This is a genomic window from Yersinia similis (assembly GCF_001053095.1).
Taxonomy (GTDB): Bacteria; Pseudomonadota; Gammaproteobacteria; order Enterobacterales; family Enterobacteriaceae; genus Yersinia; species Yersinia similis.
The window spans coordinates 169,696-186,569 of sequence record NZ_CGBP01000003.1 but is presented as its reverse complement, the minus strand read 5'-3'; the positions used below and the strand labels follow the sequence as shown (position 1 = coordinate 186,569).

Below are 16,874 nucleotides of genomic sequence, written 5' to 3'. Positions count from 1 at the left end.
TGAAATGATACTGCGCGTCATGGTTTCTCCCCTGACTTCAAACGAAGGGGAATGCAGCCTTTGTATAGAATAAATCAGGTAACAAGCTAGGTGTGATGCCTTTCACGAGGCTGACTTACAGTGTAAGATGCGTGAATATTTATGTGGGTAGTTTTGGGTTTGAATCCATCGCTGTGTCCACCAATAATTAATTAAAGACAACGACTAGAGAAAAATTCATATAAATGAAGCACATAAGAAACTTTTCTATTATTGCCCATATTGACCACGGTAAGTCGACGCTGTCTGACCGCATTATTCAGATTTGTGGCGGTTTATCTGAGCGTGAAATGGCCGCACAGGTACTGGACTCCATGGATCTGGAACGTGAGCGTGGTATTACCATCAAGGCACAGAGTGTGACGCTTGATTATCATGCGAAGGATGGTCAAACCTATCAACTTAACTTTATCGATACCCCCGGTCACGTTGACTTTTCTTATGAAGTTTCACGCTCTTTAGCCGCGTGTGAAGGGGCTCTGTTGGTTGTGGATGCAGGGCAAGGCGTTGAGGCTCAGACGCTAGCAAACTGCTACACTGCGATGGAGATGGATCTGGAAGTTGTTCCGGTTCTGAACAAAATTGATTTGCCTGCTGCCGATCCTGAGCGGGTTGCTGAAGAAATCGAAGACATTGTGGGGATTGACGCCACTGATGCGGTTCGTTGCTCGGCAAAAACCGGTGTGGGCGTACCTGATGTTCTTGAGCGGTTGGTCCGCGATATTCCAGCCCCCGAGGGGGCTCCAGATGGGCCATTGCAGGCATTGATTATCGATTCCTGGTTTGATAACTATCTGGGCGTCGTGTCATTAATACGTATCAAAAATGGTTCGTTGCGTAAAGGCGATAAAGTTAAGGTTATGAGTACCGGCCAGAGCTATAACGCTGATCGTTTAGGGATATTTACACCAAAACGTGTTGATCGCGATGTTCTGAACTGCGGCGAAGTAGGCTGGTTGGTTTGTGCGATAAAAGACATTCTTGGCGCACCTGTTGGCGATACATTGACATTAACGCGTAACCCGGCAGAAAAATCATTACCCGGTTTTAAGAAAGTAAAACCACAAGTTTATGCGGGCCTGTTCCCGATAAGCTCTGATGATTATGAATCTTTCCGTGATGCGTTAGGTAAGTTAAGTCTTAACGATGCCTCTTTATTCTATGAGCCAGAAAGTTCTACAGCATTAGGTTTTGGTTTCCGTTGTGGCTTCCTTGGCTTGTTACATATGGAGATCATCCAGGAGCGTCTGGAGCGTGAATATGATCTGGAACTGATTACTACGGCACCAACGGTGGTGTACGAGGTAATTACGACCAATCAAGAAACGGTCTACGTCGATAGCCCTTCTAAACTGCCTGCGTTGAACAATATTGAAGAACTGCGTGAACCGATCGCTGAATGCCATATGTTGTTGCCACAGGAATACCTCGGTAACGTCATTACATTGTGTATCGAAAAACGCGGTACACAGACCAATATGGTTTATCACGGTAAGCAAGTCGCGCTGACATATGAAATTCCAATGGCGGAAGTCGTGCTTGATTTCTTTGATCGTTTGAAATCAACGTCACGTGGTTACGCTTCACTGGATTATAATTTCAAACGCTTCCAGACTTCCGACATGGTACGTGTTGACGTATTAATCAATAACGAACGTGTGGATGCACTGGCACTGATTACACATCGTGATAATGCACAATATCGTGGCCGTGATTTAGTTGAGAAAATGAAAGAACTGATCCCACGTCAACAATTTGATATTGCGATTCAGGCCGCGATTGGTAACCACATCATTGCTCGCTCAACAGTAAAACAGCTCCGTAAAAACGTATTGGCGAAGTGTTATGGTGGGGATGTTAGCCGTAAGAAAAAACTTCTTCAAAAACAGAAGGATGGTAAGAAACGTATGAAGCAAGTCGGTAACGTTGAATTACCACAAGAGGCCTTCCTGGCTATTCTGCATGTTGGAAAAGACAGCAAATAAGGAGTTTTTATGGCTAACATGTTTGCTTTGATTCTGGCAATAGCAACGCTGTTGACGGGGATTGTCTGGTGCTTTGAGCGGTTTAAATGGGGGCCAGCCCGTCAGGCAAAAATTGCGGCTGTTAATGCGCAAACTGCGGAAATCAAGGCCCAAACCGGGTGTGCTGTAGATAATAAAACCTTAGCCCAAGCTGCAAAACAGCCGGGTTGGATCGAGACATGTGCCTCTATCTTCCCGGTGCTGGCCTTGGTCTTTATCGTGCGTTCGTTTATTTACGAGCCTTTCCAGATCCCTTCTGGTTCGATGATGCCAACGCTGCTTATCGGTGATTTTATTTTGGTTGAGAAATTTGCTTATGGGATTAAAGATCCCATTACTCAGACCACATTAATTCCAACGGGTAAGCCAAACCGCGGTGACATTGCGGTGTTTAAATATCCGCTGGATCCACGTTTGGATTATATCAAGCGTGTGGTGGGGCTGCCGGGGGATAGGGTGATTTATAACCCGATAAGTAAAGAAGTTACGGTACAGCCATCATGTAATACCGGTGCTTCTTGTGATAGCGCGTTGGCCATCACTTATAGCACGTCTGAGCCAAGTGAATTTGTGCAGACATTCCGTTATAGCGGTAATGGCGAGACCTCCGCAGGGTTCTTCCCGATCCCGACAAATCAGGCAGTACCTGATGGCGGTGTCCGGTTACGCGAGCGTACTGAAAGCCTCGGCCCGGTGGCACACCACATTCTGACCGTTCCTGGGCGACAGGATCCGTTAGGCTCTTATTATCAGCAACCCGATCAACCGTTAGGGGTTTGGGTAGTACCGGAAGGCCATTACTTTATGATGGGCGATAACCGGGATAACAGCGCAGATAGCCGCTTCTGGGGTTTTGTACCAGAACGTAATCTGGTGGGTAAGGCTACGGCTATTTGGATGAGTTTTGAAAAGCAAGAAGGTGAATGGCCAACGGGTGTGCGTTTAAGCCGAATTGGTGGAATTCACTAAAGCAGCGGATATGCCCCCAATCCATTGACGTTGCAGTAAGGTAATAAGGCCGTCATTGAGTGAACCCCGATGAGCTATATAAGTTAGTGATTCGGGGGAATGAGAGCCACTCGTGGCGCTGTAACTTCAAATAAAGAGGGCATATAAACGCAGCATTATATATCCACTCGTTGTAGAATAACCTTTCGAGCGATAAAGTTGGCTCTCTTATGGGAGCCACTGCAAACGAAACAGTTTTGTCTTGGTTATTTTTGTCGGTCAGGCCTGTTCCGTATGCTGTAGTTTTTGACGCATTCTTGATCTATTGGTAACTCATGAATCCCATCGTAATAAACAGGCTGCAGCGGAAGCTGGGCTACACTTTTCAACAGCAGGAGCTCTTGCTGCAAGCACTGACTCATCGTAGCGCCAGCAGCAAACACAATGAGCGTTTGGAGTTCCTGGGTGACTCTATATTAAGTTTTGTTATCGCCAATGAGCTATATCGCCGTTTCCCCCGCGTTGATGAAGGGGATATGAGTCGTATGCGGGCCACATTGGTTAGAGGGAATACACTTGCCGAAATGGCCCGTGAATTTGACCTTGGCGAATGTTTGCGCCTTGGGCCGGGTGAATTGAAAAGTGGTGGTTTTCGCCGCGAATCAATTTTAGCCGATACGGTAGAAGCCTTAATTGGCGGTGTATTCTTAGATAGCGATATCCATACGATTGAACGGCTGATCCTTGAGTGGTATCGCAGTCGGTTAGAGGAAATCAGCCCGGGTGATAAGCAGAAAGACCCAAAAACGCGCTTGCAAGAGTATTTGCAGGGCCGTCATCTGCCATTACCTTCATATCTGGTCGTGCAGGTTCGCGGCGAAGCACATGACCAGGAGTTTACTATCCACTGCCAGGTGAGTGGCTTGAATGAACCAGTAATAGGTACTGGCTCAAGCCGTCGTAAAGCTGAGCAGGCGGCAGCGGAACAAGCGCTGAAACAGTTGGAGCTTGAATGAGCGAAGTAGAAAAAACGTATTGTGGTTTTATTGCCATTGTAGGGCGCCCGAATGTAGGCAAATCGACCTTACTAAATGAGCTGTTGGGGCAAAAAATCTCCATCACCTCACGTAAACCGCAAACCACACGTCACCGTATTATGGGGATCCACACTGAAGGGCCTTATCAGGCTATTTATGTTGATACCCCAGGGCTGCATATTGAAGAAAAACGCGCCATTAACCGCTTAATGAACCGTGCGGCAAGTAGCTCTCTTGGTGATGTGGAATTAGTCATTTTTGTGGTTGAAGGCACTCATTGGACTGCTGATGACGAGATGGTGGTTAATAAGCTGCGCAGTTTGCAATGCCCGGTATTATTGGCCATCAACAAAGTAGATAACGTAACGGATAAAACCAAGTTATTACCGCATATGCAGTTCCTTAGCCAGCAGATGAACTTCCTGGACGTTGTGCCAATCTCGGCTGAGAAGGGAATGAATGTTGATACCATCGCCAGCATTGTGCGCAAGCATATGCCGGAAGCTGAGCATCACTTCCCAGAGGATTACATCACTGACCGTTCCCAGCGTTTTATGGCGTCGGAAATTATTCGTGAAAAGTTGATGCGTTTCCTGGGCGAAGAACTGCCTTATTCGGTGACGGTTGAGATTGAGCAGTTCGTGCCGAATGAACGTGGCGGCTATAATATCCATGGTCTGATTTTGGTTGAGCGCGAAGGCCAAAAGAAAATGGTTATCGGCAACAAAGGCAGCAAAATCAAAGTAATCGGTACCGAAGCCCGTCAGGACATGGAGCGGATGTTTGAAGCTAAAGTGCATCTTGAACTGTGGGTGAAAGTGAAATCAGGCTGGGCAGATGACGAACGTGCATTGCGCAGCTTAGGCTATACCGACGATTTGAAATAAGGCTTGCCGATGGACGGTTGGCAACGCGCATTTGTTCTGCATGGGCGGCCTTACAGTGAAACCAGCTTAATGCTGGATTTATTTACTGAAGGGGAAGGGCGCATGCGGGTTCTGGCAAAAGGTGCGCGCGGGCGTCGTTCTAATTTAAAAGGCTGCTTGCAGCCTTTTACGCCGTTATTGGTTCGTTGGTCAGGGCGTGGTGAAGTTAAAACATTACGCAGTGCGGAGCCAGTATCGCTGGCTCTTCCCCTGAGCGGTTCTATGTTATACAGCGGCTTATATGTTAATGAGCTGCTTTCCCGCGTGTTAGAACACCAAACCAGCTACTCAGCCCTATTCTTCGATTATCTGCACTGCTTACAAGCGTTGGCGGGGAGCGATGGTTCACCTGAACATGCTTTACGTCAGTTTGAATTAGCAATACTGGCGAATCTGGGATATGGCGTCGATTTTCTGCATTGTGCCGGTAGCGGGCAGCCTGTATCCGATACCATGACCTATCGTTATCGGGAAGAGAAAGGTTTTATTGCCAGTCTGGTGGTCGATCACTACAGCTTTACTGGCCGTCAATTGTTAGCTTTAGCCAATCGAGAGTTTCCTGACGCCGATACTTTGCGAGCGGCTAAACGTTTCACCCGTATCGCCCTCAAACCTTATCTGGGCGGAAAACCTTTAAAGAGTCGCGAGCTATTTCGTCAGTTTGTGATTAAGCCTCCAGCCGATCCTTCCCCCTAGCGCTGCTTTAAACTGCCTATTATTAACTTTCCCGTGGTGTAGCCTATCCGCTACGGGTCTAGTCGGTGTAAACTGAAAATCACTGACGTGGTTATTGGTATGCTTTATTTATATGCTTATTAACCTATTAAAGATGCATCCATATTTGGAGGGCTGTCATGGCTGATTTGTTGCTGGGCGTTAATATCGATCACATCGCGACACTACGGAATGCACGCGGGACCATTTATCCCGATCCGGTTCAGGCCGCTTTTATTGCTGAGCAAGCGGGCGCTGACGGCATTACCGTACATTTACGTGAAGATCGCCGTCATATTACGGATCGTGATGTACGTATTCTGCGTCAGACCATCCAGACTCGCATGAATCTGGAAATGGCGGTAACGGATGAAATGGTTGATATTGCTTGTGAAATCAAACCGCACTTTTGTTGTCTGGTTCCTGAAAAACGTCAGGAAGTCACTACTGAAGGCGGGCTAGATGTTGCCGGCCAGGTTGATAAAATGACACTGGCGGTAGGGCGGTTAGCGGATGTTGGCATACTGGTTTCACTCTTTATTGATGCAGATTTTCGCCAAATCGATGCTGCCGTTGCCGTAGGCGCACCTTATATTGAAATTCATACTGGTGCCTATGCTGATGCTTCGACCGATCTGGAACGTCAGGCTGAATTGATGCGTATCGCCAAAGCGGCGACCTATGCTGCAGGCAAAGGGTTGAAAGTGAATGCGGGTCATGGTCTGACATACCATAATGTGCAGCCGATAGCTGCATTGCCAGAAATGCATGAGCTGAATATTGGTCATGCGATCATTGGTCAGGCTGTGATGACAGGCCTTGCTGCCGCAGTGACAGACATGAAGGTATTGATGCGGGAAGCGCGCCGTTAATGGCTATTCTTGGGCTAGGAACGGATATCGTTGAAATCTCACGTATTGAAGCGGTTGTTGAGCGTACTGGTGAGAGGCTGGCGCGGCGTATTCTCAGCTCGTCTGAATGGCAACATTATCAACAGCATCAGCAACCGGTCCGCTTTTTAGCCAAACGTTTCGCCGTTAAAGAAGCTGCCGCTAAGGCATTTGGAACGGGCATCCGCAATGGGTTGGCGTTTAATCAATTCGAAGTGGTTAACGACGCATTGGGGAAACCGACACTGCGTTTGCATTCGCGGGCCGCGGAGTTGGCTGTAGAATTAGGGGTAAAATCGCTGCATGTCACTCTGGCTGATGAACGGCGTTATGCCTGCGCGACAGTGATTATTGAAAGTTAACCACTGAGCGGGGTAGCCGAAAATTTAAGGGATGGGTATGGAAATGCCATCCCTTTTTGCATACTGGGGCTTGTTGATATGAGCGAGGAGGTATGACGAGCGGTATTACAGACGATCGGCATGGTGTAGCTGAACAAACTTATCCCACAACTGCTCGTTACTTTCAACCCAATCGGGGTCGGCAGAAATCGTATTATCAATAGGGCAAACCAGCTGACAGGTTGGCGTTTCGTAATGACCTACACACTCAGTACAGCGCATCGGATCAATTTGATAGATTTCTGCACCCATGGAGATTGCCTCATTCGGGCATTCCGGTTCGCACATATCGCAGTTGATACAGCGTTTAGTAATCAATAAAGCCATTTCAATAACTTACCTTTTAATCTTTTTAAATCATGCAGTTAATGACATATTTCATCGCTTTCCGCTTTACATAACCTACTTTTTATGCCGCGTATTATGCATTAAACAACTTAAGTGAGTCACATAAAACCGCACAATAAGCCGTTTTGTTGCCTGCCGTTAGAGCAGCTTTTTGATCAGTGCTGCACTGTGCTTAATGTGATCTTGCGCATTTTCAATGTCTTGCTGGATCATGGCCATAAACAAAAGATCGGTCAGTGCGTATTGTGCTGTGCTGGAAGAGATCGCCGCGCTACGGATAACCGGTTCTTCCGAAATGGTATACAAGCAGTGATCTGCTCGTTGCTGCAAGCTGTTGGGGGAAAAGCAGGTTAATGCCAACACTTTAGTACCACAATATTGTGCTTCTTCCGCTGCCAGATTGATCTCACGGCGTTCGCCACTGAAAGAGATAGCCAAGAGTAAACCCTGCTCTCCCAGCGCTTGTGCTGCCGCCAATTGCACGTGCATATCTGTCTCTGATATGGCGACTATGCCTATCTTTAGTAACTTATAGGCAAGATCTTTGGCAACCAAACCAGAGGCACCAATACCGATTAAAAGCACCTTTTGTGCCGCTCGTAACATCTCTAATCCCTGGATAAGACGCTGTTCGCTATTAATGTCCAGTGTTGCTCGCAGCGCCGCTGTTTTCTCGTTCAGCAACTTCTCCCCGATTGTTTTTAAACTGTCAGTGCTCAAGATCTGATTATGTAGCGTTACCGTCTTTGGTATAGCGACCACTTCGCTCAGGGCCAGTTTCAACGCGGGGAAACCTTTATAGCCTAATTTTTGGGCAAATTTGACCACGGCAGACTGGCTGACACCGGTCTGTTGCGCCAACTTTTGTGAACTGAGATGGCGAGCCTGCTCGGGATTAATCAGCAAAAAGTCCGCCAGCTTACGGTCATTTTGTGCCAGTGTGGAATAAATCTGGCGAATGCGTAGGAGGCTACTCATAAATCAGTTCCTGTGTTTGGGGAGGTATTCTGACATGTTTATGAGTGATACCTATAAATACTTATGGCAAAAGGTTGAGTTATGAGCGTTGACTACACTTTTTTGTGATTCACAGACGAAAGGGGTAGTAAAGTGTTTGTTTTAATGAATATTACATTCAATCATAACTAGATAACTATGAATTAAAAATTCAACAAGGAGTGGGCTATGAGTCTGGGGGCATTAATTTCTGAAAGCCGTAATCCGGCAACCATGGAATTAGATAAACTTTCTACGTTGGCGATGCTGACCTGTATCAATGATGAGGATCGTAAAGTGCCAGATGCTATTCGTTTGGTATTACCGGCGGTTGCTCAGGCGGTAGATTTAGCCGCTGAAGCATTAAAGCAGGGCGGGCGTTTGATCTACTTAGGGGCCGGAACCAGTGGGCGGCTCGGTGTGTTGGATGCTTCTGAATGCCCGCCGACCTTCGGGGTTCCCCATGGTATGGTTATTGGCCTGATTGCTGGTGGCCCAGAGGCTTTGCTCAAAGCGGTGGAAGGCGCTGAAGATGATACGGCTCTGGGGATGCGGGATCTGCAAGATTTGCAACTCACTGCCACCGATATGGTGGTTGGGCTGGCCGCATCTGGCCGCACGCCTTATGTGATTGGTGCGTTACGTTATGCCCGTGAGTTGGGGTGCCCAACGGCCGCCATTTCTTGCAATCCAGATTCCCCTATCGCGCAGGAAGCGCAGGTTGCGATTTCACCGGTAGTAGGGCCTGAGGCATTGACTGGTTCGACCCGGATGAAGTCAGGCACTGCACAGAAACTGGTGCTGAATATGTTATCCACCGGAACTATGGTTAAACTGGGTAAAGTCTATCAAAATTTGATGGTTGATGTGAAGGCAACCAATGTGAAGTTAGTTGACCGTGCTTGCCGCATTGTTGTCGAAGCTACTGGTGTCAGCCGGGCAGAGGCTGAATACGCGTTGAGACAAACAGATTTTGAGGTCAAACCCGCCATTCTGATGCTCTTGAAAGGGGTGAGTGCTGAGCAGGCGCGTCAGGATTTACTGCAACATCATGGCTATCTACGTGCAGCTTTATAAATGCTCACATTCAAGACATTGGCAATGGATAAATTAGCCGTATTCAAAATGCGTAACACCCATTATTGAATCATGAAACTATTGATCAGTATATTCATTCTTGTTATGCCTGCGTTCATTGTCTCTGGTTTGATTCTGAGGATAATTAGCTTGCTGAAGTGACCTGCAGCGAAAATAGTTATCACTGCATTGATTGGTTTTATCTTTATGATTTTTAGGGGGTTTTTTGAACGAAGAGTACGCTGGTGTTCGTGATAGAAATAGGGCAGATGCGGCGGTTGAACCACAATCAGCCGGGGCGAAACGTATTGTCTTCTTTGATTTAGATGGCACGTTACATCAGCAGGATATGTTCGGCAGTTTTTTGCGTTTTCTATTACGCCACTTACCACTTAATCTGTTACTGGTTATCCCATTGCTGCCGCTTATTGGCTTAGGGCTACTGGTGGGGGGGCGCTGTGCACGTTGGCCAATGAGCCTCTTGTTGTGGGCGATGACTTTTGGGCGACGGGAAGCACATCTGCGCGACCTGGAGTTGCGCTTTGTGGCAGCGTTTCGCCAAAAAGTGACTGAATTTCCTGTGGTTGCCATGCGCTTGCGCCAGTATTTGGAAAGTAACGATGCAGAGGTGTGGCTAATCACCGGTTCCCCACAGCGGCTGGTCGAACAGGTTTACCATGATTCAGATTTTATACACCGCTTACGGTTGATTGGTAGCCGTATGGCACGGCGCAATGGGGGGTGGGTACTGCCACTGCGCTGTTTAGGGCCAGAGAAAGTGGTGCAATTAGAACAGCGTCTGGGGTCTCCACTGAAGCTATATAGTGGCTATAGCGACAGTAAGCAGGATAATCCACTGTTAACTTTTTGCGAACACCGCTGGCGGGTAAGTAAAACCGGCGAATTACAGCAACTGGAGTAGCAGGTAATTTTAGTCACTAGCCAAAGTAGCCCTATGGCTTACGACAAACTAACGGTGACGGCAGCAAGCTATGTATAATGCACGCCGCAAAAGTACCAAAGAGGTTAATGTGTCTGCTGATAATCGTTTGCCTGCTGATAATAGTTTGTCTTCTGAATGTAATTCTCCTGCTGAATACAGTGATGAGTTCTGGATGCGCCATGCCTTAACGCTGGCGCTGAGGGCGCAGGAAGAGGGTGAAGTTCCGGTGGGCGCAGTGCTGGTATTGGGGAATGAGGTGATTGGTGAAGGGTGGAACCGACCAATTCGTAATAATGACCCAACCGCTCATGCTGAAATTATGGCGCTACGCCAGGGCGGGCAATCGGTGCAGAATTACCGCCTGCTGGATGCCACCTTATATGTGACACTGGAACCTTGCGTGATGTGCGCCGGGGCCATGGTACACAGCCGGATACGCCGGTTGGTTTATGGCGCAAATGATGTAAAAACCGGAGCCGCGGGATCGCTGGTAGATATTTTGCGCCACCCAGGGATGAACCACCAAATAGAGGTCAGTGCTGGCATATTGGCGAGCGCGTGTTCCCATCAATTGAGTGCGTTCTTTCGCCAACGGCGTGAGCAGCAGAAAGCATTGAAGCAAGCACTGCGGGCAGCAGAAGATAAAATTTGACTGCGGCCAGGTGATGCGCCGCCCAGCATGTTATGACGGGCGGCGGTTGGTGACTAAATCACGGTGTAATTAAGGTTGAACGACTGCCGACGAGTGACTGATAACAGACGAATTACTGGCTAGCGATTAGTCACTGATTGACCAACCGGGGCCGACAACCGGGTTGCTTTTGCCCAGTTCAGCCTCAATAGCGGCATGTTGAGCCGCTTTTTTCTCTTTTTCCTGCAAATATCCCACCAGACTGACCTGATAACGGCGAATATTCTCGACATAGTTGTAGGCTTCATGGCCACGGGCATAACCGTAAGTGGTGCTTGGATAGTAGCGCTTTTGGCTTAGCATCGGTAAACGCATTTTCACATCAACCCAACTGTCTGGATTACCATTCTGATTTTTAGTCAGACGGCGGGCATCCAGCATATGACCATAGCCTAAATTATACGCAGCCAATGCAAACCAAATACGCTCATCTTCTGGGATGGTTTCAGGGAGTTTTTTCATCAGCCGTTGTAAATAGATAGCCCCGCCTCTGATACTTTCTTCAGGGTCAACCCGATCCTTTACCCCTAAACCGTCCGCTGTCGCACGGGTTAGCATCATCAAGCCACGAACACCGGTAGGGGAGGTTGCTTGCGGGTTCCAATGTGATTCTTGATAGGCAATCACGGCCAGCAATTTCCAGTCAATGTCTCCTGCATGTTTTTCAAATAGATGCTGGTAAGAGGGCAGGACATTATCGATAGCGGACAGGAAAGTTTTGGTATCGACATAGTCAAAGCTCCCCACATGGCCCAGATATTTCTCCTCCAGACGCGCGAGGCTACCGTCCTCCACCATCTCACTGTAGAAATCCAGCATTGCCGCATACAGGCTATCGTCGTCACCCTGTTTAAAATACCAGGTGACGGGCTCTTCATCGGTGACATCAAATGCAACCGCCAATTGCGGATGAATACGTTGTAGCAGGGCAATGGTGGCTGAATCGCCGAGGGTATAGTCGAGCTTACCTTCCGCGACTTGCTCCAGTAATTCTTTACCGGACCTATCGACGGATGAACTCCAATTGAGTTCAGGATATTTTGTCTGCTTAAGCCGTTTTAGTGTGGTCATATGGGCCGAACCGGAGGCCACAACCACCTGACCTTTTAGATCGCTGAACGATTTAGGCCGTGGCGAACCCAGCCGGTAGACCAATTGCTGAGAAACAGAATAGTAAGCAGGGCCAGTCCGCGCCCGGTTGAGACGTTCACGGTTATAAATCAGCCCAGCGGCCAGCAGGTCTGTGTCATCGTTATCTAATGCGTCAAACAGATCGTCAATATTATGACGGGGGGTGATAACCAGTTTAACCCCCAGATAGTCAGCAAAACGTTTTGCTAGCTCATAGTCAAAACCGGAAGGGGTATCCTTTTCGGTAGAGTAGATCAAAGGAGAACTGATGGTGCTGACTCGCAGTTCTCCACGGGCTTTTATTTGGTCAAGTTGGCCCTCTTGCCCATTGCGCCAAGGAATATTGGGCCACAGTGCAAGCGCCAGAAGCAGAGCAACCAGACCGATGGCAAAGTAACTTAATTTTATGCGTGTCAAATAGTTATCTCTCGGAAACGCTCTCTTCGTGTGTGCAGTAAAGCTAAATTCAACATGGTTAAATCCCCAGTGGAGTGGCATTTTGCGCAACAAAACGCCAGTGTGCAACTTTATTGCGAGCTATTTGCTGAGTATGCGCTACACACACATAGCGGCTGTTTCTGACTGAATTATTAATAATAGATACGCAAACGGTTTCGTCGGCGGCTCAGATTCACTATAATGGCGCGCGTTTTGCCCTGTTGTTGCGCCAATGAATGTTGCGCCCAATGAAGTGCTGTTCCAGTCGCTTCGAAGACGAGAGAAACTTAGATTATGGAAATACTGCGTGGTTCACCCGCTTTGTCGGCTTTTCGTATCACTAAACTGCTGTCCCGTTGCCAGGATGCTCACCTGCCGGTGAGTGATATCTACGCCGAATATGTTCACTTTGCTGATGTCAGCGCCCCACTGAGTGCTGATGAACACGCCAGACTCCAGCGGCTGCTTCAATATGGCCCATCTCTTCCCGAGCATCTGCCCGCAGGGCGTTTACTGTTAGTCACTCCAAGGCCGGGTACTATTTCTCCATGGTCTTCTAAAGCCACCGATATCGCGTATAACTGTGGATTATCACAAATTTTACGTTTAGAACGTGGTTTGGCTTTCTCTATCCAAGGCCCGGATTTGAACGAAAGTCAGTGGAAACAATTAGCGGCGTTATTACATGACCGCATGATGGAAACTGTCTTCACCGATTTACAGCAAGCAGAGCAGCTATTCTCTCATCACCAACCGGCACCAGTACAACGGGTCGATATTCTGGGGCAGGGCCGCAGTGCATTGGAGCAGGCCAATATTAAATTGGGTCTGGCACTGGCACAGGATGAGATTGACTATTTGCTGACCGCCTTTACCGGTTTGGGGCGCAACCCAACGGATATTGAGCTGTATATGTTTGCGCAGGCAAACTCAGAGCATTGCCGCCATAAAATCTTTAATGCGGATTGGGTCATTGATGGTGTTGCTCAGCCAAAGACCCTGTTCAAGATGATCAAAAACACCTTCGAACACACCCCCGATTATGTGTTGTCTGCTTATAAAGACAACGCGGCGGTGATGGAAGGCTCTCAGGTCGGGCGTTTCTATGCCACGACGGAGAAAGGGATTTATGACTACCATCAGGAAGAAGCCCATATCCTGATGAAAGTTGAAACTCATAACCACCCGACAGCGATTTCACCGTGGCCTGGGGCAGCAACCGGCTCAGGGGGTGAAATCCGTGATGAAGGTGCAACCGGGCGTGGTGCCAAGCCTAAAGCGGGGCTGGTAGGGTTCTCCGTTTCTAACCTGCGTATTCCAGGTTTTGAGCAACCGTGGGAAGAGAACTTCGGTAAGCCCGATCGTATCGTGACTGCGCTAGATATCATGACTGAAGGCCCATTAGGCGGTGCCGCATTTAACAATGAGTTTGGTCGTCCGGCACTGCTGGGTTACTTCCGCACCTATGAAGAGCGGGTTAACAGCCATAACGGTATTGAATTACGGGGTTACCATAAGCCTATTATGTTGGCGGGTGGGCTGGGGAATATCCGTGCAGATCATGTGCAAAAAGGTGAAATCACCGTGGGGGCCAAATTGGTGGTACTCGGTGGCCCATCGATGAATATAGGTTTAGGTGGGGGGGCGGCTTCCTCGATGGCATCCGGGCAGTCGGATGCGGATCTGGATTTTGCATCGGTACAACGGGATAACCCAGAAATGGAGCGCCGTTGTCAGGAAGTTATCGACCGCTGCTGGCAGTTAGGCGAATATAACCCCATTCTATTTATCCATGATGTTGGCGCAGGCGGCCTCTCTAATGCCATGCCTGAACTGGTCAACGATGGTGGCCGTGGTGGCCGCTTTGAATTGCGGGATATCCTCAACGACGAACCCGGTATGAGCCCGCTGGAAGTGTGGTGTAACGAGTCTCAGGAGCGTTATGTACTGGCAGTCGCACCCGCACAGATGGCCCTGTTTGACGAAATTTGCCGCCGTGAACGCGCGCCGTATGCTGTCATTGGTGAGGCAACAGAAGAAAAACATCTGCTACTAAATGATCGCCATTTCGGCAATCAACCCATTGATATGCCGCTGGATGTGCTATTAGGTAAAACGCCGAAGATGCTACGTGATGTTACCCGCCTACAGGCTAAGGGTGACGCGCTGCAACGGGCTGATATCAGTATTGCCGAGGCGGTAAAACGCATTATGCATTTACCGGCAGTGGCGGAAAAAACCTTCCTGATCACCATCGGCGACCGCACGGTAACCGGTATGGTAACTCGTGATCAGATGGTTGGCCCTTGGCAGATCCCCGTGGCTGATTGTGCGGTAACCAGCGCTAGCCTTGATAGCTATTATGGTGAAGCCATGTCGCTGGGCGAGCGCGCTCCGGTGGCATTGCTGGACTTTGCCGCCTCTGCCCGTTTGGCGGTTGGCGAAGCCTTGACGAATATCGCGGCGACCCAAATTGGTGAATTGAAGCGTATCAAGTTATCTGCTAACTGGATGTCTGCTGCCGGTCACCCAGGGGAAGATGCTGGTTTGTATGACGCAGTACGTGCGGTAGGTGAAGAACTGTGTCCAGCCTTGGAAATCACTATTCCTGTGGGCAAAGATTCGATGTCGATGAAAACCCGCTGGCAGGAGGGGAATGAGCAGCGCGAAATGACATCGCCGCTGTCGCTGGTGATCACCGCTTTTGCTCGCATAGAAGATGTTCGCCGCACCGTGACACCACAATTGCGTATAGATAAAGGCGATAACGCGCTGTTGTTGATCGATTTGGGCGCGGGTCATAATGCACTCGGTGCAACTGCGCTGACGCAAGTTTACCGCCAGTTAGGTGATAAACCCGCGGATGTCCGTAACGTGCAGCAACTGGCTGGCTTTTTCAACGCCATGCAGCGTTTAGTGGCTGATCAACATTTGTTGGCGTACCACGACCGCTCCGATGGCGGCTTGTTGGTTACGTTGGCCGAAATGGCCTTTGCTGGTCATTGTGGTGTAGAGGTTGATATTCAGTCCTTGGGTAACGATGCCCTGGCTGCATTGTTCAACGAGGAGTTGGGGGCGGTGATTCAGGTACGTGCTGAGCAGTGTGCCGAAGTGGAAAAACTGCTGGCAGACCACGGTCTGGCAAATTGTGTTCACTATCTGGGGCGTGCGGTTGCGGGCGATATCTTTGATATTCGCAGCGGTACTGACGTGGTGTATAGCGAGAAACGCAGCACTCTGCGCTTGTGGTGGGCAGAAACGAGCTGGCAAATGCAGCGTCTGCGTGATAATCCGGATTGTGCGGATCAAGAACATCAGGCTAAACAGGATGAAAGTGATCCCGGCCTGAATGTGAAACTGACTTTCGATCCCGCTGAAGATATCGCAGCACCATTCATTCTCAAACAGGCGCGGCCAAAAGTTGCTGTGCTGCGGGAGCAGGGGGTTAACTCTCACGTTGAGATGGCTGCTGCTTTCCACCGTGCCGGGTTTGATGCTGTCGACGTGCATATGAGTGACCTACTGGCGGGTCGCACTGATTTGCAGTCCTTCCAAACATTGGTTGCTTGTGGCGGGTTCTCTTACGGTGACGTCTTGGGGGCCGGTGAAGGTTGGGCGAAATCCATTCTGTTCAATGCTCGTGTTCGTGATGAATTCGAGGCTTTCTTCCATCGTCCAACAACATTGGCGCTTGGGGTTTGTAACGGCTGTCAGATGATGTCTAACCTACGTGAATTAATCCCAGGTGCGGAACATTGGCCACGGTTTGTACGTAACTTATCCGATAGCTTTGAAGCACGGTTCAGTCTGGTTGAAGTGGCAAGCAGCCCGTCACTGTTTATGCAGGACATGGTTGGTTCACGTATGCCAATTGCTGTTTCACATGGTGAAGGGCAGGTCGAAGTCCGTGATGCGGCACATTTGGCTACTCTGGAACAGAGCAATCTGGTGGCGTTACGCTTTGTGAATAACCGCGGGGTTGTCACCGAGCAATATCCGGCTAACCCAAATGGTTCCGCTAATGGTATTACGGCGGTGACCAGTGTTAGTGGGCGAGCCACGGTAATGATGCCACACCCTGAGCGGGTGTTCCGTACGGTTAGTAACTCGTGGCACCCAGAAGAGTGGGGTGAGGATAGCCCATGGATGCGTATGTTCCGTAATGCGCGTAAGCAATTAGGCTAATAAGTTAGAGTGAGAAGGGTATTGAACGATACCCTTCTCTTTATTAATTTACGATGTTATCAATTTACGATGTTATCAACTCACTA

The 16,874-nt window shown here is 48.9% G+C and carries 14 protein-coding genes; 11 read left to right on the top strand and 3 right to left on the bottom strand.

From position 1 onward, the window contains the following. Positions 1-224: 224 nt before the first annotated feature. From lepA to acpS, 7 genes are all read left to right on the top strand, one after another. On the top strand, positions 225-2,024 hold the full coding sequence (gene lepA / locus AC971_RS03940; protein ID WP_025380897.1) for a translation elongation factor 4: 1,800 nt from the start codon (positions 225-227) through the stop codon (positions 2,022-2,024). 9 nt (positions 2,025-2,033) lie between these two features. Continuing rightward, positions 2,034-3,032, top strand: coding sequence for a signal peptidase I (lepB, locus tag AC971_RS03935; protein WP_025380896.1), 999 nt, complete (start codon positions 2,034-2,036; stop codon positions 3,030-3,032). A 314-nt stretch (positions 3,033-3,346) separates the two neighbouring features. Further along, on the top strand, positions 3,347-4,027 hold the full coding sequence (rnc, locus tag AC971_RS03930; RefSeq protein WP_025380895.1) for a ribonuclease III: 681 nt from the start codon (positions 3,347-3,349) through the stop codon (positions 4,025-4,027). Further along, positions 4,024-4,935 carry a GTPase Era gene (gene era, locus AC971_RS03925; protein ID WP_002214829.1) on the top strand — a complete coding sequence of 304 codons (912 nt, stop codon included), beginning with the start codon at positions 4,024-4,026 and terminating at the stop codon, positions 4,933-4,935. The genes rnc and era overlap by 4 nt, the downstream gene beginning before the upstream one ends. Positions 4,936-4,944: 9 nt before the next feature. Further along, positions 4,945-5,670: a DNA repair protein RecO gene (recO, locus tag AC971_RS03920; protein WP_025380894.1), complete on the top strand. Its 726-nt coding sequence runs from the start codon at positions 4,945-4,947 to the stop codon at positions 5,668-5,670. 158 nt (positions 5,671-5,828) lie between these two features. Further along, positions 5,829-6,560, top strand: a complete 732-nt coding sequence (gene pdxJ, locus AC971_RS03915; RefSeq protein WP_025380893.1) for a pyridoxine 5'-phosphate synthase — start codon at positions 5,829-5,831, stop codon at positions 6,558-6,560. Further along, positions 6,560-6,940, top strand: a complete 381-nt coding sequence (gene acpS / locus AC971_RS03910) for a holo-ACP synthase (RefSeq protein ID WP_025380892.1) — start codon at positions 6,560-6,562, stop codon at positions 6,938-6,940. Before pdxJ ends, acpS begins: the two co-directional genes overlap by 1 nt. 105 nt (positions 6,941-7,045) lie before the next feature. Here the strand turns inward: acpS and AC971_RS03905 are convergent, their stop codons facing one another. Both AC971_RS03905 and AC971_RS03900 read right to left on the bottom strand, forming a co-directional pair. After that, positions 7,046-7,306, bottom strand: coding sequence for a YfhL family 4Fe-4S dicluster ferredoxin (locus AC971_RS03905; protein ID WP_025380891.1), 261 nt, complete (start codon positions 7,304-7,306; stop codon positions 7,046-7,048). A gap of 159 nt (positions 7,307-7,465) precedes the next feature. Beyond that, on the bottom strand, positions 7,466-8,305 hold the full coding sequence (locus AC971_RS03900; protein WP_025380890.1) for a MurR/RpiR family transcriptional regulator: 840 nt from the start codon (positions 8,303-8,305) through the stop codon (positions 7,466-7,468). Between the two features lie 207 nt (positions 8,306-8,512). Between AC971_RS03900 and murQ the strand changes: the two genes are divergently transcribed. The 3 genes from murQ (at position 8,513) to tadA (ending at position 10,995) form a co-directional block, all read left to right on the top strand. After that, entirely contained in the window at positions 8,513-9,400 is an 888-nt protein-coding gene (gene murQ / locus AC971_RS03895; protein ID WP_025380889.1) for an N-acetylmuramic acid 6-phosphate etherase, read from the top strand. 226 nt (positions 9,401-9,626) lie between these two features. After that, entirely contained in the window at positions 9,627-10,322 is a 696-nt protein-coding gene (gene yfhb, locus AC971_RS03890) for a phosphatidylglycerophosphatase C (RefSeq protein ID WP_025380888.1), read from the top strand. A 70-nt stretch (positions 10,323-10,392) separates the two neighbouring features. Beyond that, a complete protein-coding gene (tadA, locus tag AC971_RS03885; RefSeq protein WP_038401970.1) occupies positions 10,393-10,995 on the top strand; it encodes a tRNA adenosine(34) deaminase TadA in 603 nt (200 codons plus the stop codon). Positions 10,996-11,121: 126 nt separating this feature from the next. Here the strand turns inward: tadA and mltF are convergent, their stop codons facing one another. Next, a complete protein-coding gene (mltF, locus tag AC971_RS03880; protein ID WP_025380886.1) occupies positions 11,122-12,582 on the bottom strand; it encodes a membrane-bound lytic murein transglycosylase MltF in 1,461 nt (486 codons plus the stop codon). A gap of 315 nt (positions 12,583-12,897) precedes the next feature. Between mltF and purL the strand changes: the two genes are divergently transcribed. Then, positions 12,898-16,788 (top strand): phosphoribosylformylglycinamidine synthase, encoded by a 3,891-nt coding sequence (purL, locus tag AC971_RS03875; RefSeq protein WP_025380885.1) that lies wholly within the window; start codon positions 12,898-12,900, stop codon positions 16,786-16,788. Positions 16,789-16,874 lie beyond the last annotated feature (86 nt).